Origin of the sequence: Adhaeribacter aerolatus, from assembly GCF_007991635.1 — a bacterium.
In the GTDB taxonomy this organism is placed as follows: Bacteria; Bacteroidota; Bacteroidia; order Cytophagales; family Hymenobacteraceae; genus Adhaeribacter; species Adhaeribacter aerolatus.
Window position 1 is genome coordinate 23,788 of record NZ_BJYS01000014.1, and the last position, 25,790, is coordinate 49,577.

Annotated in this window: 20 protein-coding genes; 15 read left to right on the plus strand and 5 right to left on the minus strand. The window is 45.6% G+C overall.

Going from position 1 to position 25,790, the window contains the following annotated elements:
- The first annotated feature begins 35 nt into the window (after window positions 1-35).
- From AAE02nite_RS26930 to AAE02nite_RS10225, 9 genes are all read left to right on the plus strand, one after another.
- Window positions 36-998, plus strand: coding sequence for a RagB/SusD family nutrient uptake outer membrane protein (locus tag AAE02nite_RS26930; RefSeq protein WP_307725530.1), 963 nt, complete (start codon window positions 36-38; stop codon window positions 996-998).
- A gap of 33 nt (window positions 999-1,031) precedes the next feature.
- Window positions 1,032-1,520: a RagB/SusD family nutrient uptake outer membrane protein gene (locus AAE02nite_RS26935; protein ID WP_307725531.1), complete on the plus strand. Its 489-nt coding sequence runs from the start codon at window positions 1,032-1,034 to the stop codon at window positions 1,518-1,520.
- A gap of 91 nt (window positions 1,521-1,611) precedes the next feature.
- Window positions 1,612-2,976, plus strand: coding sequence for an FAD-dependent oxidoreductase (locus AAE02nite_RS10200; protein WP_146897628.1), 1,365 nt, complete (start codon window positions 1,612-1,614; stop codon window positions 2,974-2,976).
- Between the two features lie 46 nt (window positions 2,977-3,022).
- On the plus strand, window positions 3,023-4,180 hold the full coding sequence (locus AAE02nite_RS10205; protein ID WP_146897629.1) for a hypothetical protein: 1,158 nt from the start codon (window positions 3,023-3,025) through the stop codon (window positions 4,178-4,180).
- Between the two features lie 114 nt (window positions 4,181-4,294).
- A complete protein-coding gene (locus tag AAE02nite_RS10210; RefSeq protein WP_307725532.1) occupies window positions 4,295-4,573 on the plus strand; it encodes a thioredoxin family protein in 279 nt (92 codons plus the stop codon).
- Complete coding sequence (locus AAE02nite_RS26940; RefSeq protein ID WP_307725533.1) at window positions 4,549-4,722, plus strand: hypothetical protein; 174 nt, start codon at window positions 4,549-4,551, stop codon at window positions 4,720-4,722. Before AAE02nite_RS10210 ends, AAE02nite_RS26940 begins: the two co-directional genes overlap by 25 nt.
- Before the next feature lie 340 nt (window positions 4,723-5,062).
- Entirely contained in the window at window positions 5,063-5,953 is an 891-nt protein-coding gene (locus AAE02nite_RS26945) for an SRPBCC family protein (protein WP_146897630.1), read from the plus strand.
- 18 nt (window positions 5,954-5,971) lie between these two features.
- Window positions 5,972-6,412 carry a VOC family protein gene (locus AAE02nite_RS10220; RefSeq protein WP_246150934.1) on the plus strand — a complete coding sequence of 147 codons (441 nt, stop codon included), beginning with the start codon at window positions 5,972-5,974 and terminating at the stop codon, window positions 6,410-6,412.
- Window positions 6,413-6,567: 155 nt separating this feature from the next.
- Window positions 6,568-7,407, plus strand: coding sequence for a VOC family protein (locus tag AAE02nite_RS10225; RefSeq protein WP_146897631.1), 840 nt, complete (start codon window positions 6,568-6,570; stop codon window positions 7,405-7,407).
- 172 nt (window positions 7,408-7,579) lie between these two features.
- Here AAE02nite_RS10225 and AAE02nite_RS10230 read toward each other — a convergent pair whose 3' ends face one another.
- Both AAE02nite_RS10230 and AAE02nite_RS10235 read right to left on the minus strand, forming a co-directional pair.
- Window positions 7,580-8,767, minus strand: coding sequence for an alginate lyase family protein (locus AAE02nite_RS10230; RefSeq protein ID WP_146897632.1), 1,188 nt, complete (start codon window positions 8,765-8,767; stop codon window positions 7,580-7,582).
- 72 nt (window positions 8,768-8,839) lie between these two features.
- A complete protein-coding gene (locus tag AAE02nite_RS10235) occupies window positions 8,840-11,002 on the minus strand; it encodes a glycoside hydrolase family 31 protein (RefSeq protein ID WP_146897633.1) in 2,163 nt (720 codons plus the stop codon).
- Window positions 11,003-11,416: 414 nt separating this feature from the next.
- Between AAE02nite_RS10235 and AAE02nite_RS10240 the strand changes: the two genes are divergently transcribed.
- Both AAE02nite_RS10240 and AAE02nite_RS10245 read left to right on the plus strand, forming a co-directional pair.
- Window positions 11,417-13,270 carry a 3-keto-alpha-glucoside-1,2-lyase-like domain-containing protein gene (locus AAE02nite_RS10240; protein ID WP_146897634.1) on the plus strand — a complete coding sequence of 618 codons (1,854 nt, stop codon included), beginning with the start codon at window positions 11,417-11,419 and terminating at the stop codon, window positions 13,268-13,270.
- A gap of 12 nt (window positions 13,271-13,282) precedes the next feature.
- Window positions 13,283-15,286, plus strand: coding sequence for a plastocyanin/azurin family copper-binding protein (locus AAE02nite_RS10245; protein WP_146897635.1), 2,004 nt, complete (start codon window positions 13,283-13,285; stop codon window positions 15,284-15,286).
- Between the two features lie 643 nt (window positions 15,287-15,929).
- Here the strand turns inward: AAE02nite_RS10245 and AAE02nite_RS10250 are convergent.
- Window positions 15,930-17,087 (minus strand): YncE family protein, encoded by a 1,158-nt coding sequence (locus AAE02nite_RS10250; protein WP_146897636.1) that lies wholly within the window; start codon window positions 17,085-17,087, stop codon window positions 15,930-15,932.
- A gap of 438 nt (window positions 17,088-17,525) precedes the next feature.
- Between AAE02nite_RS10250 and AAE02nite_RS10255 the strand changes: the two genes are divergently transcribed.
- From AAE02nite_RS10255 to AAE02nite_RS10265, 3 genes are all read left to right on the plus strand, one after another.
- Window positions 17,526-20,093 (plus strand): DUF7133 domain-containing protein, encoded by a 2,568-nt coding sequence (locus tag AAE02nite_RS10255; protein ID WP_146897637.1) that lies wholly within the window; start codon window positions 17,526-17,528, stop codon window positions 20,091-20,093.
- A gap of 72 nt (window positions 20,094-20,165) precedes the next feature.
- Window positions 20,166-21,224 (plus strand): sugar phosphate isomerase/epimerase family protein, encoded by a 1,059-nt coding sequence (locus AAE02nite_RS10260; protein WP_146897638.1) that lies wholly within the window; start codon window positions 20,166-20,168, stop codon window positions 21,222-21,224.
- 17 nt (window positions 21,225-21,241) lie between these two features.
- Complete coding sequence (locus tag AAE02nite_RS10265) at window positions 21,242-22,027, plus strand: SDR family NAD(P)-dependent oxidoreductase (protein WP_146897639.1); 786 nt, start codon at window positions 21,242-21,244, stop codon at window positions 22,025-22,027.
- A 44-nt stretch (window positions 22,028-22,071) separates the two neighbouring features.
- On the opposite strand, the gene AAE02nite_RS10270 is transcribed toward AAE02nite_RS10265, so the two are convergent.
- On the minus strand, window positions 22,072-23,400 hold the full coding sequence (locus tag AAE02nite_RS10270; RefSeq protein ID WP_146897640.1) for a GntP family permease: 1,329 nt from the start codon (window positions 23,398-23,400) through the stop codon (window positions 22,072-22,074).
- A gap of 241 nt (window positions 23,401-23,641) precedes the next feature.
- Here AAE02nite_RS10270 and araD1 point away from each other — a divergent pair, with 241 nt between their 5' ends.
- A complete protein-coding gene (gene araD1 / locus AAE02nite_RS10275) occupies window positions 23,642-24,658 on the plus strand; it encodes an AraD1 family protein (protein WP_146897641.1) in 1,017 nt (338 codons plus the stop codon).
- An 80-nt stretch (window positions 24,659-24,738) separates the two neighbouring features.
- Here araD1 and AAE02nite_RS10280 read toward each other — a convergent pair whose 3' ends face one another.
- A complete protein-coding gene (locus AAE02nite_RS10280) occupies window positions 24,739-25,788 on the minus strand; it encodes a saccharopine dehydrogenase family protein (RefSeq protein WP_146897642.1) in 1,050 nt (349 codons plus the stop codon).
- Between the last annotated feature and the right edge of the window lie 2 nt (window positions 25,789-25,790).

Sequence of the window (25,790 nt, forward strand, 5' to 3'; positions counted from 1 at the left end):
CGAAACAGATAAAATATTATTTAAAGCGAGAGGAAATGAAAATGCTAAATATAATTTCGGCTAAACCGGGAAGAAGTTTAAAAAGAGCGGCTTATGGCCTTTTAACACTTTCTGTGCTTTTTACCTTACCGGCTTGCGAAGATGAGTTACAAGAAGCGCCTAAAACCGTTGCGGTAGAAAATTTTTACAACACCGCCGAGGAAGTAGAAACCGCCACCAATGCCATATACAGTCCTTTGCGTTCTACGCGGGCGGAGCAAATTGCCGTGCTGGATGCCCATACCGATTGGGGTTACGGCCGCGGCAGCCGGGCCCAGTACAACGACTTTGCGGGTTTAAACTCAGGTAACATGAATGCGGCTACTGCTCGTTGGAACTCTTTTTACCAGGCCATCCGGAATGCCAATCTGGTAATAAGTAATGCCCCCAACGGTAAAAATATTAATGAGGCAGATATTGCTAAATACGTAGCGGAAGCTAAGTTTCTGCGGGCTTTAAGTTATTTTGATTTGGTGCGCAACTGGGGCGGCGTACCCATTCGGACCGAAAGTAATTATACCGAAATAGGCGTTAAAAGAAGCACTGTACCGGAAGTTTACGAGCTTATTCTGGCTGATTTAGCAGAAGCCGAAAAGAACTTACCGGATGAACCCAAGCATGTTGGCCGGCCAACTAAATTAGCCGCCAAAACCATGCTGGCCGAGGTCTATTTAACCCTGAAGCGCTACCCCGAAGCCCGCGACAAAGCCAACGAAGTAATTAAAGCAAATAAATATTCTTTGGTACCCGTAACCAAAAAAGAAGATTTTCAGCTAAAGCTTTTTGGCCCCGATTTGCTGACTACCCCCGAAGAAATATTTTATTTTAAATATGCGCGCCAGGTGGGCCAAGGCAATTTTATGCTTTGGATCTTAAACCACCCCAACACCAAACTTTTCAATTTTGGCGGCGCTTATGCCCATTATTCCGATCAAAACACCCCGTTTTACAAAGCCTAGGATGATCAGGATATCCGGAAATCGCTGTGGGATGTGGTAAACTTTGGTTTGGGCGCTACTACCCTGGTGAGCAGCAAGTACGTAGAACCGGCCGCTGTTAGTCAGAACGATGCCGGCAACGATTTACCTATTTACCGCTACGCCGAAGTATTGTTAATTTTTGCGGAGGCCGCCAGCCAGGCCGATAAGGGCCCAACCCCGGAAGCCGTGGAGGCGCTGAACCAGGTGCACCGCCGGGCCTATGGTCAGAACCCTACCCAACCTGCGGCCATAGATTTTAAACGGGAAGATTATACCGCCCAAACCTTTCAGGACCTGGTATTACAGGAACGGGCTTATGAATTTATTTTTGAAGGCAAACGCTGGCTGGATTTAAAACGAACCGGAAAAGCCCAGGAAGCCATTTTAAAAGGCAAAGGCAAAACCATAGCTGAGGCGCATTATTTATGGCCCATTCCGCTTGATGAATTAAGTTTTAATACTGCCTTAAATGCTACCCAAGACCAAAATCCAGGCTATTAAAAAATTCAAAGCAGGTTATTTTTTAAAGCGGGCAAAGCAAATAAGAATTAAAATAAAGAGCCCTAACTTATAAGTTTAAGCTATATCTTTTATGACAAATATTAACAGAAGAACGCTTCTTAAATCAATTGGTTTGGCCTCCGTAGGAGCTGTTACCCCCAATTTATTGCACGGAGAAAGATTAAGCCAACCTTACCAGGTAAAAGCCCAGAAACTTCAAACCGATGTATTGGTTATAGGCGGCGGTACGGCTGGTGTTATTGCGGCCATTCAGGCCGGCAGAGCCGGGGCCAAGGTTATATTGGTAGAAAATGGCAGCCAATTAGGCGGTACCACAACTACCGGCGGGGTTAATTTTCCGGGAATATTTTTCGCCTGGGGCAAGCAAGTAATTGGGGGTATTGGCTGGGAACTGGTGCAGGAGGCAGTAGCGTTTAACGACGATGTTTTGCCCGATTTTTCGGTTCCGCACGGCAAACAGCATTGGAAGCACCAGGTCCGGGTTAATAAAGCGGTATATACCATTCTGGCCGAAGAAAAATGCCTGAATGCCGGCGTTAAGATTCGGTTTTACGAAACCCCCATCAGTTGCTCGTTTAAAAACAATAATTGGGTGGTGCAAACCGTAGGAAAAGGAACCAGCACCGAAATAACCTGTAACCAGCTAATTGATTGCACCGGCAATGCCTACGCGGCTTCTATTGCCGGTTTCCCGTTGCTAAGGGAGGCCGAAACTCAACCCGGTACCCTTAATTTTGAATTAGGTGGTTACGATTTTGACGCGCTCGATAAGAAGCAGATTCAGGAGGCCTATTTGCAGGCCATAAAAAAAGGAGAATTGAGCAAACCTGATTTTAAGGGTAATATTATAGCTTTACTTCAGCATAAAGGCGATAACAATCAGCATATTGCCGGCGCCGATTCTACTACCTCCGAAACCCATACCTTGGCCAATATTAAAGGCAGAGCTTCCTTAATAAAACACCTGCGTTTTTTAAGAACCTTACCTGGTTGCGAAAAAATGAAAATTGTTGACATGCAGCAAGAAACGGCCGTACGCGAAACTTTTAGAATAGACGGCTTATATAAAATAACGCAGGAAGATTACGTAACCGGCAAAAAATACGACGATGCGGTTTCTTACTCTTATTACCCCATTGATTTACACGACGAACACGGCGTGGTTCCCAATCAGTTAAATAAAGGCACCATACCCACCATTCCTTTACGCGCCTTAATACCCCGAAACAGCCGCAATTTTATGGTGGCGGGCCGAAGCATCAGCAGCGATCGTTTGGCCAATTCGGCCTTACGGGTACAAGCTTCGTGTATGGGAATGGGACAGGCGGCCGGCGCCGTAGCCGTTTTGGCCCATAAAAGTAACAAAACGCCCCACGAGGTGCCCATGCGCGATATCCGCAAATTAATTCAGGAGCACGGCGGAATTGTACCTTAATTTTAGCTTTTGGGTTTGAAATAATAGCAAGAACGTACTATAAAAAATGAATAATAAAATCAGCAACAAGCGGGCATTCACGGTTATACTGGTGTGGTTCCTGTTGCTCTGTGGGTTTCAAAATAAAGGCAAAATCAGGTATTTCCAAACCCAAACGGTGTCCTTTAAACCCCATAAGATAGTACCTATTATCGTAGATTTTCAGGATTCTACTTTTAACGATACGTTGTTTCAAATTAGATCAAAAGAAAATTACCCGGTATCATATTTCCGTAAAATCCAAGCCAGCGTCTGCTTCGATGACAAATGCCGGTTGTTGGATATTGTACTCTACTGGAACATTACAGGCCGGTACCTGGGTTTTGAAATGCCCGATGGTGAATATTTGAGTAAAACCGACCACGATCCTTTCCAGCCTGGTGAGTATAAAAAATTAAACCAGGTTTTAGCCGATCCCAACTCGCCGATGGGCACTTTTACTTACGAGCAACTAACGCTACAACCGCCTAAAAACAGCCCGGGCGTAGATGCCACCACCTCACCCATCCCGCCCTTGGTTGCCGAACATATTGTGCAGGGGGCGGCCTATACCACCTATAAGTTATGGCATTTTATTTACGGCCGTACGCAAACCGAAGTCCGGAATGCCACCTTAAAAGCGCTCACGCCCACCCTGATGAAGGAAATCTTAGCCAGTCCGGACGAAAAAGACAAAATGTGGGCCTTAAACCACATCAACGGCTATGTAGAACTAACGCCGGAGTTGCAAAACAAAGTTGTAGCATTAATAGATGATAAAAATTTCAGCCTCGCCGAAAGAGCCGTAAACGCCATCAACAAAAAGGATCTAGGCTCCAAAACTTTGCAACTTTTACTACTCGATAAATTCTATTCGACTGATTACAGCTTAAAAAAACTGATCATCGATAAACTAAAACAAGCGCCGGAATTAGATAACCAGGTAAAAGCAAACTTAGCTAAAAGTTTAAATCAACTGAACGGTGAAATATTAAGCCGGGTGTTAGATGTTTTTAAACAGCATAAAAACTTAAATAAAGAAACCTTGCTTAGTATTTCGGAATTATTGCTGAATGAAAATGCTTTTATCTCCAGGAAAGCATTTGATTTTTTCCAGAACATAGCGGTAAAAGATCAGGAAATAAACAACAGAATTAGTAAATATAAGGCTACGCAAGGCATTTAAAAAATACAAAATGGTACTTTCCTGTTCCTCCCAAAAGAATTTAAAATACCCGATTTAATTAATACAAATTATAACCATTAAAATTTTGCCAATAAAACTTGGCTGGCCTTAAACATGAAATTTATATTTGTTCTATTAACCTCTTTTTTATCGCTAATAACACCTACTTGGCTAACTAATTTAGAAAAGGCAAAAACTGAAGCTAAAGCAAAACAAAAACTTATACTGCTTAATTTTTCCGGATCGGATTGGTGCGTGCCCTGCATTAAGTTAGAAAGAGGAATATTTGAAACCGAAGCGTTCAAGAAATATGCAGCTGATAAACTGGTACTGGTAAAAGCCGACTTCCCGCGCCAAAAAAAAATCAGTTGGCTAAAGAGCAGCAAGCTTTAAATGAAGCCCTGAAAAAAAAATACAACCAAATAGGTGCTTTCCCGCTTACCTTGTTATTAGATGCAAATGGCAACGTGCTGAAACAATGGGATGGCATTCCGGCCAGTACACCTACCGAATTTATTACCAAATTGAGCAGCCTGGAATAAAAGCTTTTAATACCTAAATCTGATCTTTTATGGCTCCTGCTTTTATTCTACTAACGCTGGCTGTCGGTAAAATTTAAAAGAAAAGTAATGGTACAAAGAATAGGGCCTCCTGATCCTGAAATATGGTTGCTTTTAGGTTTTCCAATGATATTATTTAATAATCCACCTCCAGAAGTGTCAGCTCTATTAAACACCTGAGGAGGGTTTTCTGCCACAATTTATTTTGTCGCAATTAACCCTTCTTTTTGTCATTATTGCCCCTGCTGTGTTCCGTCTGTTCCCGCTATATTTGTGCTATTAAGATGTCAATCAGGCACTAACACTATCAAAGATAATAACGATGGAAACAACTAACAGCACCAGCATTAAAGTAGAAACCACCATTCAGGCGCCGGTAGAAAAAGTTTGGCAGTACTGGACCGAACCCCGCCACATCACCCAATGGAATCAGGCTTCTGACGATTGGCATACCCCACGCGCAGAAAATGATTTACGGGTAGGTGGCGCCTTTCTCTCGCGCATGGAAGCGAAAGATGGCAGTTTCGGGTTTGATTTTACCGGTAACTATACTGAAGTTCAGGAGCACCAGCAAATCAGTTACACCATGGAAGACGGTAGAAAAGTGCAGATATTATTTGAAGGCAACGGTCCGGAAACAACTGTAATTGAAACTTTTGATGCAGAAACCAACCACTCGCCTGAGATGCAACAAGCCGGCTGGCAAGCAATCCTGAACAATTTCAAAAACTATGTAGAAGCTTCAAACAAATTTGAAAATTTGCATTTCGAAATCAACATCCAGGCCAATGCAGAACAAGTTTATCGCACCATGTTGAATGAAAAATATTATGCTGCCTGGACAGCCGTATTCAACCCGACGTCGCATTATAAAGGCTCCTGGGAAAAAGGCGCTAAAATCTTGTTCTTAGGAGTAGACAAAGATGGCAATACCGAAGGCATGATAAGCAGAATTAAAGAAAATATTCCCAATCAATTTGTTAGCATCGAACATTTAGGCATGGTTCGTAATGAGGAGGAAATTACGAGTGGTGCGGAAGTAAAGGGTTGGGCAGGAGCTTTGGAGAATTATACTTTTAAGGAAGCAAACGGGCAAACCTTGCTATTAGTAGATTTGGATGTTAACCAAGAATACAAAGATTATTTTACCCAAACCTGGCCGCAAGCTTTGCAAAAACTTAAAGAAATTTGCGAAGACGGAAAATGGAATTAAAAACCAAAAAATATTTCAATGATGGCAAAAGTAAGCACGTATCTAAACTTTACCAACCAAACCGAAGAAGCCTTTAATTTTTACAAAACGGTATTCGGCACCGAGTTTATAGGAGGTATTTCCCGCTTCGGCGATATTCCACCTTCTAATGATATGCCGCCCATACCAGAAGCTGATAAAAACCTGGTGATGAATGTAGCCTTGCCTATTCTGGGTGGCCATGTAATCATGGGAATCGACGCGCCCGAATCTATGGGCTTTCGGTTAACTAAAGGCAATAATGTTTATATTACCCTGCAACCCGATACCCGCGAAGAAACCGAACGCTTATTTAATGCCCTTTCGGAGGGTGGCCAAGTAGAACAGGAATTGCAGGATATGTTCTGGGGGGATTATTATGGCAGTTGCCAGGATAAATTTGGGGTACAGTGGATGTTTAACTGTGACCAAAAGAAGTAATGCCTTTCTAAAGGTATCACCAGCAGCTAACAACCACTACAATCCACCCATAAAGAAATTTTGCACCTGCACGAATTGAATAAAAGTTCACTGCCCAAACTATTGTAGGCTTTAGCAGCCATAAAACTAACCTTCAGAACCAAAAAGTTTAAAAAATGACTAACGAAATATATCCTTGCCTCTGGTTTAATGGGAATGCCAAAGAGGCCGCCGAATTATATTGTTCTGTTTTTCCGAACGCAAAAATTACAGTTAACACGCCAATGGTGGTAAACTTTTCGTTAGCCGGTCAGAAATTTATGGGGCTAAACGGTGGGCCAGCGCATGTACCCAATCCCTCTATTTCCTTTTTTGTGGTTTGCGAAACTCCGGAAGAAGTCGAAAATGCCTGGAAAAAGTTATCGAAAGGCGGTTCTGTGTTGATGGCCTTAGACCAATACCCCTGGAGCGAAAAATACGGTTGGGTGCAGGATATGTACGGCATTAGCTGGCAATTATCGCTGGGTAAATTAGCGGAAGTAGGACAGAAATTTACGCCCTGCCTTATGTTTACCGGCCAGCAAACCGGCAAAGCCGAACAAGCTATTCATTTCTATACCTCGGTGTTCGACAATTCATCGGTAGTAGGCATTTTAAAATACGATGCTAATGATAATGAAATCGCAGGCAATGTAAAACATGCGCAATTTAAATTAGGAGACCAGGTGTTTATGGCCATGGATAGTTCCAGGTCGCATGCCTTTAACTTTAACGAAGGCATTTCTTTGGTAATAAATTGTAGAACCCAGGAAGAAATTGATTATTACTGGGGTAAGCTCACCGAAGGAGGAAAAGAAGACAGGTGCGGGTGGCTGAAGGACCAATATGGTATATCGTGGCAAATTGTGCCCGCTATTTTAGGCAAGCTTATGACTGATTCGGATAAAGCACCTCGGGTAATGCAAGCTTTTATGCAAATGAAGAAGTTTGATATTGAGAAATTAGTAAATGCCTGAGTGGGCCATGTAAATCAATTCTCCATTATGTTTACAAAGATTTTGAGAGCCTTAGAATATTCTTTTAAAGCAGTGTGCCAGAATTAATTCCGGCACGCTGCTTTAAAAAAAATAAAAAATTAAAAATAAATTTTCCACTGGGGTTAAGATATAAACAGGTGAACCTGTTTCCTCAAAACCAAATAACTGGGTTGCGGATAGGCAAATTGCGCACTACTTCTTCTACCTGCGGATGGTGGTCCAGTTTTTTCCAGGTGTTGAACCAGTATTTATTTTGGAACCGAACGGCCCCAAAAATCAGGAAAGGCTGCGCAACCGGCCAGTTCTCCCAGTACATTACATCCTGCTGAAAAGGCCATTTGCTTTTATCCGCCACATACGGGTGCAAATACGCTAACCCTTTTTTAATCGAGCGCCCATCCGGGGTTTCGTAAGTCCACAAATTATCTTTTTCCGTCGAAAGAATCTGGCAAACCATGGTCATGGCATCGAGGTTGAACATAGAATAACCATAGGGCTTGGTGCGGCGGAGTTCGAGCGGGAAAGAGCCGTCCGGCCCCATTTGGTCGGGCAATAAAATTGTTTTGTAGCGTTCCCGGCAAAATTTCAGAATTTCCTCGTTGCCGGTTAGTCGGGCAAAAGCGGCGACCTGCATTACCCAGCAAGTACCATGGTTGTTTTTGGCGTTCATTTCGTCTTTACCGTACTGGTGCGTAGTGAGCCAGGTCAGGTATTGGGAAAACCAATTTTTGAAACCAGCCAGATCGGCCGCCGCAAAAGCTTTGGCGTTTTGCATTACCATAATGCCCTGGGCTACTTCCATCAGGTGAATGGTATCGATAATGCCAATGCCGCGCCCCGTGTGGCGGCCTTTAATGGCTTGGGCATACAACAAAGATGGGTTCATCAGCGTAGCCGGATTCGTAAACCAAGCTTTGAGGTGCACCAGAGCATGGCGCACGTATTTTTTGTCGTTCGTAATTTTATAGGCCGAGGCCAGCGCACTCACAATGCGACTGAATCGAATCATGGCGAGACGGTGCGCTACAAAATTTTCCGGATTGGTCATGCCGTCCTTCTGAATATACGGGCCTTCCGGGTTTTGCGGATCCGGCCACCAATAATCACCTTCGGAGAAAAAATCGTGGGCGGTACCGCTACTACGGGGCGATACACTGGCCGTTACCGTAACAGGTTGCTGTTGCAAAGCCCAGGCCGCCTCATTTAATATTTGTGATTTTAAAACCTGAATAGCTTGTTTTTGTAAACTTTTGGCTGGCTTTACCGGTCCCGACCAGCCAGTTCCGGTTCCTAATAATACCAGTAGTAACAGAAAAGTAAATTTTAATTTTGAGTTCATGGCGGATAATGGTTGCAGAAGCGAAATTATAAAAATTCCGCTTCGGTAAAGAAAGATATTAAGCAGGTAATATTATTTAGTGGTCATAAACTTCCAGGTAACTTTGCCAACGGAGTTTGGTTTACCCGTTGGGGCTTTTGAAATAGAGCCTTTAAACTGGCCATTTTTCTGACGGCTTACTTTAATATTACGCCAGGTGAACTGGCCTTTTTCAAAGTCAAAAGTTTCCCCGTCATCATCGTACAAGCGGTAAGCGCCGTCCTTTTCGCCATAATGGTGAATTTCCAGGTTTACTTTCTGTCCAGCTTTGGGCGCCTGCAGCAAGGGTGGCATCATCGGAATAATACCGCCATCTTTAACAAACACGGGTATTTTATCTAAGCCGGGTGTAATGGTTAGTACCTGGCCATTGCCCACGTATTCGCCGGTATAAAAATCGTACCAGCGGCCTTTGGGTAAAATAACTTTGCGGCTGGTCTGGCCGGCAAACATGGGAGCTACCAGCAAATATTCACCGGCCATATACTGGTCCTTCACTTCTTTGGCTACCGCTTCCAGGTAAGGATTTTCTTCCAGGTTGTTATTGGCAACTGCGGTAACCTTTTCAGTTTTAGTATCGGGTTGGTAGCCGTCTTCCAGGTTCATGGCCCGAAATGGCGGCGTGCCTTCAAAATGATATTTGGCAAATTCGGTATACCAGTAAGGCATCATTTGCATCCGCAGCAAAGCGTATTCCTTTACTTGCTTTTCTACTTCCGGGTAGGTCCAGGGCTTAGTGCCGCTGGCCCAGGCGTTAATCATGGCCATCGGCGAGAACACATTCGACTGGAAGCGGCGCAACCATTCTTCCCCGGTTTTGGAAGCGCGTACTTCGGGCGTCCAGAGCACCCCGGCAAAGCCGCTGTTAATCAAAGCTGTAATAAAATCTTCGTGGTTGTAATAATCGTTATAAAGCACATACGGGAAAGAGGTGCCGCCGCCGTTTGAAGCCCGCACCAGGCCAAACGTCCGCCGGTTGTGTTTCTTAAACATTTCGGCACTGTAGCGCATCGTTAACAAGCCATATGTCTGGCGCATTTGCTCGGCGCTGGTGCCCGACGGAAATAGGGCCACATCGGGCCATAACCAATAATCATAGCCATCTACTTCATCAATTTTATACCCGCTCACGCCAATGTCTACCTGGTTTCGTTGCAACTGCGAAAAGAAAATCCGCCGGGCTTCAGGTAGGGTAAAATCTGGCACCAATCCTAACCAGACCGTATGCGATGCAGTTAAAGGCTTTATCTGATCATAAAAAGGCGCGGCCGGCGATACGTACGGGTTTATCCATAAATTCAGGCGAATTCCTTTCTTCAGCATAGCCTGGGTAAATTTTGCCGGGTCCGGAAATCGGGTTTTATCCCAGGTAAAGCTACCCGGATAAGCTTTGCTTTGCCAGCCCGGTTCCAGCCCAACAAAATCCAGCGGATAGCCTTTTTCGGCAAAAGTATTAACTTCCTGCTCTACCTCGGCGGCCGTAAACTTGGTCATAACCCGTTGGGTAAAACCCAGGCCCCAGCGCGGCGGCAGGTACCCCCCACCATTAAATAAATTATATCGTTTTACGGCATCCAGGGGGCGCGGACCGGCAAATACGTAAACCTCTACCCCTTCGGCCGGCACCAGCATCTCTACCGCATCGGAATAAGGTCGGGCCGCCCAGGTTTTATCGGTATTGCGGTCTTTGGGTGTCGGAAAATTTTCACTGTCTTGCCGTACCCCGGTACCTGCCCAAACTTTAATGTACCGGGCCGAATTCACAAATATGCCGTAGCCGTTAGAGGATACATAAAAGGGGGTTGGGGCGTGGGTGCGGCCATTATCGCGGCCACCATAATGATCAACGTGCAGTTCTAATACTTTTCCCCGCTGGTGTACAGTCTGGAAATTTAAACCAAACCCGTATAGCTGTTCATTTTTTTCTAGCGGAAACCGCAAGTAAGTTTTATGATCTTTTACAATGGCCGAAAGCTGATCTAGAGGCAGGGGAAATGCCGCTTTCCCTATTTTAGCCAGTCCTTCCTGGTAAGGGGTAGCGCCCGCCGCTTTTAGCAAATCATAGGCTTCCGGCTTGCCGGCCACTCCCTTCCAAACACCCGGCGCTACTTCCTGCCAGGTAAATCCCTGGGCCAGCCCTGATAACAGGGTGCTCCAGAGCGTGAAAAAGAAAATTAAAAATTTGAGTTGCTTCATTATTTAGGTGTAAAATATTGTGCGTTAAAGTGCCGATTTAAGCATTATTTTTAAAACCTCAGAATGAAATAGGATGGTTAAATTAAAAGTTAAAAGTTTAAAATCCATTATCAACTATTTAATATCAATTTTGAAACGATACGACACAGCAACATAGGTTTTGGCTTAGAAGATATTGATTCACCTGTGTTATAGAATTATCTATAATTTTATAAAAACGAAAGTAACCGCAGTGCGGCAAACAACTGAATATATTATTTTAATAATGAAAATAGTTTTTATATATAAATTATTTTATTATTTTTAATCTGCTGAAATTTGGATGAATAGTTATGCCTTTTTGGCTTAAATTTTTCGGCAGTTTGCTTGTACCCCAATAGAGAGATTATAAACGGCAAAATAAATTAGCCCCTCATGCGCCAAAAGTTTTTCTTATTTATTTGCATAACCTTTTTCGCGGTCAGAATACTTTCGCCGGAAAAAGGATTGGCCCAAGCCCTGGCCAAATCAGTTTCCCAGGAAAAATTACCGGCACAAACCATTCATCTCACTGATTTAAAAGCTTTTAGTCCGGTTAAGAAAAAACAATGGCGCCTGGCCGGCCAAGTTTTTGCCGACCGTAAAAAGGATAAGCACCTGGAAATTAGCAGAGGGACGGGCATACTGGTATTGCAGCCGCAGCCGAAAAATACCCCTATCCAAACCAAACTGCAGCACGGCGATTTAGATCTGGAGCTGGATTTTTTATTAGCAAAAGGAACCGCTGCAGCTATTGCTTTACAAGGCCGGTATATTATTAATCTAAAAGATAGCTGGCTGCAAAACAATTTAACCGCTACCGATTGTGGTGGTATTTCGCAGGCAACCGGCGGCGTGGCTCCGGCCCTGAATGCTACCAAAGCACCGGGTTTATGGCAGCACCTGCGCATTAGTTTTAAAGCGCCCCGGTTCGATGCCGCCGGCAAAAAAATTGCCAATGCCCAACTGATAGCCGTTGCTATAAACGGTAAAGTAGTGCAGCAAAATATTACGTTACCGGCTCCTTCGGCCAATGCACCTCATTCGAAGGAAAGAGCAACCGGCCCCTTTATGCTCTTAGGCAGCTCCGGGCCGGCGGCTTTTAGAAATTTAGAATATAAAGCTTACGCCGATCAGCGGCTGGTATTATCAACCATGCAGTACCAGTTGCACAAAGGCCGCTTCCGGGAACTGAATAAATTACCAACTACCGCCCCTATTAAATCCGGCCAAACGGACTCCCTATCGCACCGGTTGGGCGACGAAGATGAACTCTTAATTGTAGAAGGCGAAGTTGAGGCGCCACGCAGTGGTGATTATTTATTTCGGGTCGCAGCGGCCGGACCAACCTGGGTTTTTCTGGACAATAAATTAGTGGTAGAAAATAAAGGCACCCGCGATTTTGAACGTTTTTTTTACGGAAGCACTAATTTAACGGCCGGCAAACACCCTTTTAAGGTTATTTTTTCGAACCACGATCAAAGCCTGGTGCTGGGGTACGAAGGGCCAAATATTCCCTGGACAACTTTAACCACCCCTACTTCTAAACGAAAAGTTTCGGGGCAGGAAAGCCTCTTGTTAACCGTTAAAAAAGAACCGATACTCCAGCGCGGATTTATGCTGCACCAGCAAGGTAAGAATGCTTATGCGATGGCGGTGGGCATGCCGGGCGGTATAAACTTTGCCTATGACCTAAATGCGTATACTCCATTGAGCGCCTGGCACGGCAACTTCCTGGATGTAGGGCTTATGTGGGTGGAACGCGGGGAAAAACAACTGGCACAACCCTTAGGTCCGGAATTACAATTTTCCGGTTTACCCACTATTACTACTTTAAGTGGGCAGGAAGCCGCCTGGCCCGACACCGTCCATCCCGACAGCAGTCCTTATGCAAAAAAAGGTTATCAGTTGCGGCCAAATGGGTTACCAGCCTTCTTTTATAACATAGCCAACGTTTCGGTAGAAGATTATATCGCCCCAACCGCTGCCCACGAAGGCTTAACCCGGGAGTTAACCGTGAAATCCGGCAACACCAGAGAGCCGATTTACTTGCTGCTGGCTAGTGGCGGCGATATCCAATTATTGCCAAACGGGAATTATGCCGTAGATAATAAACGCTATTACCTCGAAGATATCCAGTCTGGCAATATCAAACCCATTCTCCGGACCAGCAATGGCCAGACCCAATTGTTATTACCGCTACCTGCCAGTGCTAACAGTACGCAGGTTAAATATTCCATTATTTGGTAGACCAATCCTTTTATGAAAATAAGATTTCACCACCTGCTACTATTTTTTAGTTTTGCTTTATCGCCGCTATTAATTAAAGCCCAACAAGGAGATGCCGCCCGGGAAAGTAAATATTACGGAATTAAAAATGTACCCATTCCCGATAGTGTGATGCTGGAGGTTGGCGGCATGGCTTTTACCCACGACGACAAGTTAGGCGTAGCTACCCGCCGCGGCGAAATCTGGGTAATAGAAGACCCGTATGGTAAAAAGCTAAAAACGCCTAAATATACCAGGTTTGCCTCGGGTTTGCACGAACCTTTGTACCTGGCCTACCGCAACAATGCCTTTTATACCACCCACCGTTCGGAGCTAACCAAAATAACCGATACCGACCAGGACGGCAAAGCTGATTTATTTAAAACGATTTACGCCTGGCCTTTATCGGGCAATTACCACGAATATTCTTACGGCCCCTTGTTTTTGCCCAATGGCGATATGCTGGTTAGTTTGAACCTATCGTGGATAGGCCGGGGTGCCAGTTTAACCAAATGGCGGGGCTGGATGCTGAAGATAACCGAGAATGGTGAAATGTCGCCTTTTGCTACCGGGCTTCGCTCCCCAGCCGGCTTTGGCCTGAACGCCGCCGGCGATATTTTTTACGCCGAAAACCAGGGCGACTGGATTGGATCGGGTCGTATAACGCAACTGAACTTAGGTGATTTTGCCGGCAATCCTGCAGGATTACGCTGGTCTGGCGAACCTAATTCCCCGCTACAGCTTAAGCCCGAGATGTTCGCTGATTCCATTGGGTTGATGTATGATTTCGCCCAGAAACACGATAAAGTAAAGTTGCCCACCGTTTGGTTTCCTCATACTATTATGGGTATTTCAACATCAGCTATTCTGAATATTGATAATGATGCTTTTGGTCCGTTTAAAGGGCAAATGCTGGTGGGCGACCAAGGCCACAGCAAAGTAATGCGGGTATTCCTGGAAAAAGTTAACGGTGAATACCAGGGCGCCTGCTTCCCTTTCCGCGAAGGTTTTTCATCGGGCATTTTGCGCATGGCTTGGGGTAGCGATAATTCTTTATTTGTGGGCATGACCAGCCGGGGCTGGGCATCCACCGGTAAAGATTTGTACGGCCTGCAACGACTAACCTACAACGGTAAAACCCCTTTCGAAATGAAAGCCGTCCGCGCGCAAAAAGATGGCTTTGAAATAGAATTTACCCAACCCATTAACAAAATGCAGGCAGCCAGTTTGGCCAATTACCAGCTAAACAGCTTTACGTATGCCTACCACCGCACCTACGGCAGCCCCATAATTAATACATTAAGCTTGCCGGTTTCCAAAGCCGTTGTCTCGGGCGACGGAAAAAAGGTAAAAATTATGGTTAATGGCTTACGGGCCGGCTATATCCATGAACTAAAAATTAAAGGCTTGCAAAACCAAGCCGGAGAAGAACTGCTGCACCCGGTGGCTTATTACACCCTGAATAATATTCCGGGTGGCGGCGCCAACCACCACGACCACGCTGCTATGTTAGCTGCTCAAAAAACTTCCACATCTACTAACGATAATTCTCCTTGCGGACCAGATGACAGTAAAAATATTTCGGTTCAGCCTGCCAATTGGACAAACGGCCCAGAAGTAACGATTAATATTGGCACCAAACCCGGCCTGAAATTCGCGATTGAAAATTTTGAAGTACCCGAAGGCAGCCGCGTAAAACTGGTTTTCAACAATACCGACGATATGCTGCACAACCTGGTTATTGTTAAAAAAGGTAAGGCCGAGGCGGTTGGAAAAATGGCTATGGAGTTAGGCATCAACGGTTCTAAATTAGGTTACGTGCCGCCCTCACCAGATGTGCTATTTAATACTTGCCTGCTCCAACCAGAAACCTCCCAAAGCATTTATTTTACTGCTCCCAAAGCAGGAGATTACCCGTACGTTTGTACCTTTCCGGGTCATTATTTTGTAATGAAAGGAAACATGAAAGTAGTGCCGAGCGCTACTGGTAAGAAATAAAAGATTAGCATTTTACCTTTAGGTAATAGGAAATATATTTAAAAACAAAAGCTTGGAATATTTCCCATGCTTTTGTTTTTTCCTCTGGATAGCCATAGCGGTTGCTATAAACTAATCTCCTAAATGGTATTCCACAAATGGCCAGTTTTATCTGTATATCTTTTAAAAGATTACATCTTTCAATGGGCAGGTGCTAACTGTCTTTACAGGTCTAAGAAGCCTCCCGGCCAGCGGGCCCCGTTTGGCCACTCGGGCCGCTCAACTTTCCTTTCCTCCTGCGTCGGAATGCTGCGCACCGTAAACTCAGAAGAGCATCTTCCAAAAGGCCCTCATCGCCCAAACTGCTGTCAGTTGCCAGTAGCTATTGCTATCTGATACGCATTCATTTTAAAAAATAATCCTCCTCGTAGCTAATGGGCAATGGTACGGTTTGGCCGCAGTTTCTTCCCTAATTTATGGATGGTGCCCGGAGGGCGGAAGGGTTAATATCTTCCAAGAGAAAAGTAATTGCCAACCAATCAAGCAAACAGCCGAAAAAGGAAAATGATTGATAAATTTTACTGTTTAATGGGCTAAAGAGAACTATTTATCCTAAATATTATTTGGACCAGATTTCTTGCCGAAAACCTCAATCAAAATATTATTAATTAACAACTACTTTTTTGGTGGCTCGCCCAATGCCAAACTGATCACCCGCTTTAACTACTTTATTGCCGGCTAGTTGAACTTCTACCATTTTCTCGCTGGCTACTTGGTTGTAAAACTCATCTTTCAGCGTCATCAGGATTTTACGGGTTTTAACCTCAATTACTTCCCCGCTCGATGGGTAAGCATATTTACCATCCATGCTAAAGGTTATCCAACCGGGCATATCCTGTAAAGCAATGGTGGTTAATTGCTGATAAGGTTTTTCGGCACTAAAAATATGCAGGCGCATGTTATGGCCATCGGCCAGCCAAATTTCTTTTTCATCCGGCGTGAGGCCAATCCCATGACTCGGATTGCCGTGTCGCCGGACCGGACCTTTGTTCCAGCCTTCTACTATTACCCGGTCCAGGAACTTACCCGTCTTCAGGTCGGCTACTTCAAAACCCAGCAGGCTATCCACCGTCGCAAAAACCATCGTTTCATTATGGTTGATGGTAAAGGGGCGAATGCCATTACTAAAAGGACCTACCTTTTTCACAATCGTATGGGTTTTGGTATCGGCTACATGCAGCAACGGCGAAGCAATATCGGCTAAATAAGCGAAATCTCCGGAAGGACCATAAATGGTATTATGCGCCCGGCCCACTACTTCTATTTTCTTTAGCAACTTCCCTGTTTCGCAATCAACCACGTTCCAGAAAGTTTTCTCTAAAGAGGGAAGATACATGGTTTTACCATCCGGAGAAATGGCCATCCGGTCGGCGCCACCTTCGTAGGGTTTCTCCCACAATACCTTTTCGGTAGTGAGGTCTATGCGCTGTAGGGTACCCAATGTGCTGATATAAATACTATTAAGTGGCACGCTGACCGCTATTCCTTTCACGTTCGCTGGTTTACCGTTCCGGCTTAAGCCCTGGGTTTTAATGCGCTTCACAAATTTATGCCCATTATCCATATCAAAAACCAGCAAGCCGTGGCCGCCATAGCCCAGGTAATTACGGATTCCCGGCACAGCTACATATAAAAAACGTCCTGCCTTTGGGGCCAACCCTACAGTAGAGGCCTGCAGATTCAGCCAGGGGCTCCAGGCAAAATTAAATCCAAGCACCAGCCCGAAGAATATTAAAAATAAAATAGAAGTTTTTGCTTTCATAATTAACATCAGTTTAAAGCATCAGGTAGAATACTTCTTAAATATACAAAGTATGTTCTTTAATTTTTGAACTTCATGGATATAACAGCCCAGGACAAAACAAAATCTGAAAACCAGGAAAGCCAACTTTAAATAATAGATGTCATTTACCAACTGGTAGTTATTTGTAAATGCTACCATTACTATAATATAATTTTAATCCGAACAAATATATCAGCGCCTGTTATTATTTGTATATTGCTTTAGTAGCCAAGCCTTAATGAAGGCTATGGAAAAACTTACCAGGCATAAATCTCAAGAATTATCATTTTCAATTCTGACCTGCTGACTTTAGAAGAGGAAACGCATAGGTTGGAGAAACCAGCATCCGAAAGGGTATTGAAATAGCGAACTGGGTAATTCTACCAGGTAATACTAAAGTAGCAAATATCAGGATTTATGATAAATCACCTTTATCAGTTTTGCTTGATTTATATTTGCCTGCTGGGCCTGGTTGGCTGCACCACTAAACCTGGCAATATTTTAGAGGAAGGACCCTCCCCCGCCCAAACACCCGCCCAAGAGTTAACAACTTTTAAACTAGAACCCGGTCTAAAAATTCAGCTGGTGGCGGCAGAGCCCCTGGTACAAGACCCGGTAGTTATAACTTTTGATGCCGATGGACGACTCTGGGTGGTGGAAATGCGGGGATTTATGCCGGATATAAATGGCACGGGAGAAAAAGAACCCATTGGCCGGATTTCGGTGCTGACCGATTCAGATGGCGACGGGAAAATGGATGCCAGCCGGATTTTTCTCGACAGCCTGGTAATGCCCAGAGCCCTGGCCCTGGTGCCGGGCGGAGCCTTGGTGGCCCATAACGAAGCGCTTTGGCTGGCGGAGGATTTTAACCACGATCTGAAAGCAGACAAAATTACTTTAATTGATAAAGATTATGCCGGTAGTCCTTTGCCGGAGCACGCCGGCAATGGTTTATGGCGAGGCCTGGATAATTGGTACTATAATGCTAAATCCAGGTACCGGTACCGGCTGCAAGCCGGTAAGTGGGTACGCGACAGCACCGAGTACCGGGGCCAGTGGGGTATCAGCCACGACGACGAAGGCCGTTTATACTACAACTACAATTGGTCGCAGTTGCACGCTGACCTGGTTCCGCCCAACTATCTTTCCCGAAACAAAAATCATCGCCCCACCACCGGCATCGATCACGGCCTCACCATCGACCGGCGTATATATCCTATCCGTCCGAATCCGGCCGTAAACCGGGGCTATATTCCGGGTACGCTCGATGAGGCTGGCCGTTTGCGTGAGTTTACCGCGGCCTGTTCTCCCCTATTTTACCGCGGCACCGCTTTGCCACCGGCGTATTACGGCAATGTCTTCGTATGTGAGCCATCGGGTAACCTGATTAAAAGGAATTTAGTGACAGAAGCGGATTTACTTCTTTCGGCAAAGGATCCGCATCCGGGAACCGAATTCCTGGCTTCTACCGATGAACGGTTCCGGCCGGTTCACCTGGCTACTGGTCCGGATGGGGCGCTATATATTGCAGATATGTACCGGGGATTGGTGCAGCATGGCGCTTATATTACCCCTTACCTGCGGGAACAAACCCTCTCCAGGAAATTGGTACAACCCATTAACCGGGGGCGCATCTGGCGGGTGGTGCCGGAAAACTGGCAACCCACCAGTTCAGCCAAACTTTCCGGTTTATCGGCCGGAGAATTGGTTCCCTACTTATCGCACCCCAATGGCTGGCACCGGGATATGGCGCAACGGCTGTTGGTGGAGCGGAATGACCAGGACATTATCCCGGCTTTGACCCAAATGGCTTTAACCGGCAAAAGTGAGTTTGGCCGGTTACATGCCCTTTGGGCGTTGGCCGGTATGCAAGTAAACAGCCCGGAGGTATATTTTAAAGCTTTAGATGATGGCAGCCTGCTAATACGAACCTCCGCTTTACGATTACTGGAACCGCTGGCCAGGGAAAATAAAAATATCCGCTCAAATTTAGGAACCAGGCTGATGGGCGAATGGGAGAATACGCCTATCAAACAGATATTACAAACCGCCCTCACGGCCCGGGTACTTGAACCAGAAATTTCGCATCAATTGTTAGCCGGGATTTCCGAAAAATACAACCACTTGCCCTTAATGCGGGATGCAATACTGAGTAGTTTGGATGACCAGGAATTTGTTTTTTTAGAACGCCTCTGGAAATTACCCGGCTGGCAAATTGCCACACCAGGTAAAGAAATATTCCTGGAGATGCTGGCCACCGCTATTATCCGCAAGCACGAATCAGCTGAACTGGCTTCCTTACTGGCTTTATTAGAGCAGCCGGACCAAAATAAGAAAGCTTATTTTGGCTGGCAACACAAAGCGGTCCTCACCGGGTTATCGATGGGAGGCCTGAATAAACAGGAACCTATGCAGCTAACTTCCGCCCCGGCAATATTTAAGCAGGCTGCCGGTAAACTAGATGCCAGCAGGTTAGCCGCTGTAACGGACTTATTTAGGTGGCCCGGCCATAATGCTGCGGTTAATATTACCCAGCAAAAGAATATTTTAAACGAAGAACAACAACAGCAGTTTGCCCTGGGCCGACAGCATTACCTTACCTCCTGCGCCGGTTGCCACAGTACCAATGGCGCGGGCATGAGCCGGTTTGCACCGCCACTCGTAGGCTCCGATTGGGTTTTGGGGGATGAAAAACGTTTGGCTTTAATCCTATTACATGGCCTGGAAGGGCCCGTAGAAGTAGCCGGCAAAATTTATGATGCGCCGGAAATTCTGCCGGTAATGCCTGCCCATTCTACCCTGGATGATGCCACGATAACAGCAATTTTAACTTATATTCGGAACGAATGGGGCAACCAAGCCGGGCCAGTAGGAAAACGCACCGTAGGTAGCACACGCAACACTTCCCAGGGCCGGGTTAGCCCCTGGAAACCAGATGAACTGAATAATTATATTAGCCAATCCAAAAACATAGAAAGTAAATAATTTAAACCAGAAATAATATTCCTTAAAATAAAAGTATATTATACCAGGCCACCTAATAAATCAAGCTTAAAGATGCACCGAAGAGATTTTTTGCAGAAGGCAGCCGCCGGAACAATGGTTCTGGCTTTACCCGAAGTAAATGGCTTTTTTAAGGACAGGCCTATGGGGGTGGTGGTGCATTCTTATGGCCAACGGTGGCAATCTAAACTTAACAGCCCCAAATACCCGGGCTTTAAAGATGCGCTAGACCTTCTGGAGCATTGCCATACTTTGGGCGCCGGCGGGGTGCAGGTAATAGTAAAAGACTGGACCCCTGACTTTGCTAAAAAGTTGAACCGCCGGCGGGAGAAACTGGGTATGTACCTGGAAGGCTCTATTGCGGTACCGCAAGATAGAAGTGATGTTGGTCGTTTTGACCAGGAAATAAAAAATGCCAAAGCAGCGGGCGTCCATGTTCTCCGGACGGTATGCTCCTCCGGTCGCCGTTACGAAAATTATCACTCCGAAGCCGCTTTCCGGGAATTGCAGCAAAAAGCCCTGGCTTCGCTGCAATTAGCAGAACCTGTTTTGCAGCAGCATAAAATGAAATTGGCGCTAGAAAACCACAAAGACTGGCTGGCTAATGAGCTGGTAGCGATGCTTAAAAAACTGGACAGTCCCTGGATAGGTGTAACCCTTGATTTTGGAAACAGCATTGCTTTGCTGGAAGACCCGAATACAGTTATCCAAACTTTGGTACCTTATGTTTTCTCGACGCATGTAAAAGACATGGCCCTGGAGGAATATGCCGATGGTTTTTTATTATCGGAGGTGCCGCTGGGTAAAGGAATTCTGGACCTGCCCCAAATTATTGCACTTTGTAAGAAACACAATCCGGAGGTAACTTTTAACCTCGAAATGATTACCCGTGACCCACTGGAAATACCCTGCCTGAAAGAAAATTATTGGCCAACGTTGGGCGGGGTAACCGGAGCCGAACTGGCCCGGGCGCTCCGGCAGGTGCGGCAGCACCAATATGCCCCGGGTTTGCCCCGGGTTTCGCATTTAACACCCGAAGAGCGACTGGTGGTGGAGGAGCAGAATATTAACGCTTGTCTGGAATATAGTAAAAACACTCTAGCATTAAAATAAAAATCAGAACCGACCAAATGGGTACAACAATCCTCCCGGGAATAAAACAGTTTGATTTAAGCGGCAAATCTGCAATAATAACGGGTGGCTCCAAGGGCCTGGGCCTGGCAATGGCGGCCGGTCTGGCATCGGCCGGGGCTAACGTTATGCTGGTAAACAGAAATGCGGCCGAAGGTGCCTTGGCCGCTGAACAATTAAGGGCATCTTATGGTACCACAGCTCTTTCGTTCGGGGCCGATATTACCAGCCAGGAACAAACCGAAGCCATGGCGGCCGCCGCAATGGAAGCTTTTGGGCAAATAGATATTTTAATTAACAGCGCCGGCATTAATATCCGCGGCCCGATTGATGAACTAACCCCGGCTGAATTTAACCAGGTGATGGCGGTAAATGTAAACGGGACCTGGCTCTGTTGCCGGGCCGTTACGCCTTACCTGAAAAAAGCCGGAGGCGGCAGCATTATTAACCTGGCCAGCACCCTCGGACTGGTTGGGCTGGCAAACCGGACCCCTTATACGGCCAGTAAAGGCGCCGTGGTGCAGATGACCCGTGCCCTTGCCCTGGAACTTGCCCCTTATAATATTAAGGTAAATGCCATCTGCCCGGGACCATTTTTAACCGAAATGAATATGCCTATTGCCGATACCGAAGAAGGAAAAAAGTTTGTGGTAGGCGCTACCGCCCTGGGCCGCTGGGGAGAAATGCGGGAAATCCAGGGCGCGGCTATTTTCCTGGCCAGCGATGCCGCCAGTTACATGATCGGTTCTATGCTTACGGTTGACGGTGGCTGGACCGCCCGTTGATTATTTTATTCGGGCAGCCGCTGCGGTTCGAGGTTTTTTTAACCTCAGATAAAAAAAGTAATAATATAAATCAACACAATTGATGACAGGGCCAGGATTAAAGTGCCCAGGCTGTGGGTTTGATTTCCCACCTTTATATTCATGCCGGTAAGCTGGGTCATGGCCCAGAAAAAACTGTCGTTGGCATGCGAAATAGCAATAGCCCCTGCCCCAATGGCCAGAACGGCAAACACCCGTAAAGTTTCGGTATCCAGCCCCAAAGCCGGCAACAGCGGTGCCACAATCGAAGCCGTGGTAATCATAGCCACCGTTGAAGAACCCTGGGCCGTTTTTAAGGCCAGTGCCATCAGGAACGGCAATAAAAGTCCCCAGTTGGCGCCACTCAGGTTGTTGGTTACCAATTCGGCAATGCCGGAATTCTGCAACATCTTGCCGAAAACGCCGCCCGCCCCGGTAATTAAAATAACCGGGGCTGCCACCATTAACGAATCGCCAATCCAACCGGTCGAGGATAAAAGCTGCCGGTCAAACTTTTCCGGTAGCGCAAAAGACATGAATACGCCCAGCAGCAAGGCAATTACGGGGTTCCCCATAAAAGTTAAAATGGAAGTAAAGGTATTCTGGCCAAAAGGATGGGAAGGATAACTGGCAATGGAGGCAAGCACAATTAATAACAAAGGAACAATAATGGGTAAGGCTGCTTTTCCTAAGGAAGGATATTTTTTTATTTCGGCGGTATCTGCACCCGGAACAAAAAGCGGCTCCAGATGGAACCTGGTAACGTAATACTTAACAAAAAAGAAACAAGGAATCAAAGCCACAGAACTAACAATAATGCCCCAGAAAATTACCATTCCCAAATTCGCCCCCAGAATACCGGCAGCAGCAATCGGCCCGGGTGTAGGCGGCACCAAGGAATGGGTAGCCGTGACCCCTAATGTTAAAGCCACCGTAGTTGCGGCGTAAGGCAATTTCCCTTTTATCGCCAGTGATTTACTGATGGGGTTCATCATAATAAAGGCACTGTCTCCAAAAACAGGTATGGACAATATCCAACCGGTAATCATCATAGCCAGCAGCACCGATTTTTCGCCGATCCAGGCTAAAACCCGAAGCGCAATAACAAAGGCGCCACCGGTTTTTTCCAGGAAAGTACCAATAATAACCCCAAGCAAGATAACTAATCCTATTTTTCCGAGGACGCCCCCAAAACCATCAGTAATAGAGGTGAGAATCAGATCCGGCGACATGCCAGCTAGTAAACCATAAACAATAGCTCCTACAAACAGCGCCAGAAAAGGATGAATATCATACTTAATTATTGCAATAATAATTAAAGCCAACGCGAATAAAACAGTCAGGGCAAGAAGCATATTTTAAGTTTAAGTTGGTTCTGACTTTAGAATATTATATTTTCAAGCTGTAGAATATATTAAGCTCATAATATAAATAATTAGATTCTATCTGATTCTATTTGACACCATTATTATTTTAAAAGTAAAAAGATGGACAAATGAGAAAGTCCTGAATTGAAAACTCGGTCGGAAAAATCTAGTTAAAAAATTTATTCCGAAATCACTCATTACAATTAATGTAAAGGCAAATTCTTAAGAAATGACTACCACTTCTATCCGGTTGGTTCAGATTATGCATCCGCAGTTGGGGCGGCAGGTGGGCCTGGTGCAGGAACCTTTTCTGGTATTGCTACAGCAGGTGCGTTCGGTTTATAATTTAGCTTTAGAAGCGATTAACACAAAAAATAAAGTTGCGGCAATTATTCAATCGCGTTTGTCCGCAGAAACGCTGGATTATGATGCGGTTTACCAGGGCCTTTCCGACTGGCGGCTGCTCCCGGCTTTTGACCACCCGGAGAACCCAATGAATTGTATTGTTTCGGGTACCGGACTTACGCATAAAAACAGCGCATTAAACCGCCAGATGATGCACCAGGCTGCAACAGATAAACCCACCGATAGCATGCAGATGTACCTATGGGGATTAGCTGGCGGACAACCCGAAGCCGGAACTGTTGGTGTACAACCGGAATGGTTTTACAAAGGGATTGGGGCCATGCTGCGGGGCCACAGCGAAACCTTGGAAGTACCTTCTTACGCCAACGATGGCGGCGAAGAACCGGAAATTGCCGGGGCTTACCTCGTAGATTCCGAAGGCTATCCCTGGCGCATAGGTTTTTGTACCGGCAATGAGTTCTCGGATCACGTGATGGAGAAAAAAAATTACCTGTACCTCGCTCCTTCTAAATTGCGAACCTGTGCTATAGGTCCGGAATTAGTTTTAGACACCAACTTCCAGGATATTTCGGGCAGCGTGCGCATCTTACGAAATAAAGAAATAATCTGGTCTAAGGAAATAAAAACCGGTGAGAAAAACATGGCCCACAGCCTGCAGAATTTAGAACATCACCATTTCAAATACGCGGGTCACCGGGTTCCCGGACAGGCGCACGTTCATTTTTACGGAGCCGATGCTTTCAGTTTTGGCGAAAAGGTACAATTGCAATCCGGCGATATTATAGCTATTGAATGGGCCGGATTGGGACGCTCCTTACTAAACCCAATTAAAGTGGCTGCCGAAAAAGAAGAACTGGTGCAGGTAAAATCTATTACCTAAAATCAGCCAAATTATTTGGAAGCCTATATTCTTGCAAATATTACCTGTTGAGTGTTACAGATACCCCTGGCGCCTGATTTCTATAAATTAGTTAAACGGGTACCAGGTGTTTCCAATATTAAGGAAGAGCCGAACAAGCTGGCTGGGGTATAATAGCCCGAATAATCATGCTGGTTAAGCAATTTCCTTACAATGTTTAAAGCTGTTTCGGCAGTTAATAAATACGTTTCCGAGCACTGCAGGAGCGCCGCCGCAAATATTCCCTCTCCATTACTAACCTGCCCCCACACCAAAGATTTGCCTTGTTGATTTTGCATTTGGGAAGGTCCTGTTACCTTTTTATCGACATACTGTTGCAGGCGGCTTTTAATCAATTTAGAACGAAGCAATGGATTGAATAACCCCTGCAGTTTCAGAATATAGAACATAGGTTGGGGAACAACTGCATACACTTTAATATTGGAAATACCCGTTGAGGTATAGGCGGTTGAGACATCGCCCCAGGGGATGGTAACCGCAAATTTTTTCTCCCGGCCAAAATTTATCCATTTACCTTGCTGACCCAGCGGCTGCGTTATTATTTTACCATTTTCCCGTACAGCGCCCATTTTTCCTAGTCCTTCAATCATGGTACTGAGGGTACCATGGGAAATGCTGCCGCCCAGGCTGCAAATCGCTAGCTCCAGGTGGGTAGCATCCGGTAGTTTTTCGTTCAGATAAACGGCCAGACAATCAGTCGGCACTACGTCAAACCCGACGCCCGGCATCAGTACAATCCCTTTTTCCTGTGCTTGCCAGTGATAAGATTTAATGGTTTCGAATACTTCAATTTCACCCGTAATATCTAGGTAATGGGTTTTGGTTAATAAGCAGGCTTCAACCATTGGTCGGGCCGTCTGGCTAAATGGGCCGGCGCAGTTTAGCACGAGCGAAAAATTTTGGAGGTGGCCGGCTACTTCGGAAATATTATCGAGCGAAAAAACCAGAAACGGCAAATTGTAAGCCTCGGCCAACGGCTTTATTTTGCTTTCGGACCGACCGGCGAGTATTGGTCTTAACCCTTGTTGTAATGCTTTTTGAATAATAAGTTTTCCGGTATAGCCATTGGCGCCGTAAAGCAGAAAGGACATGT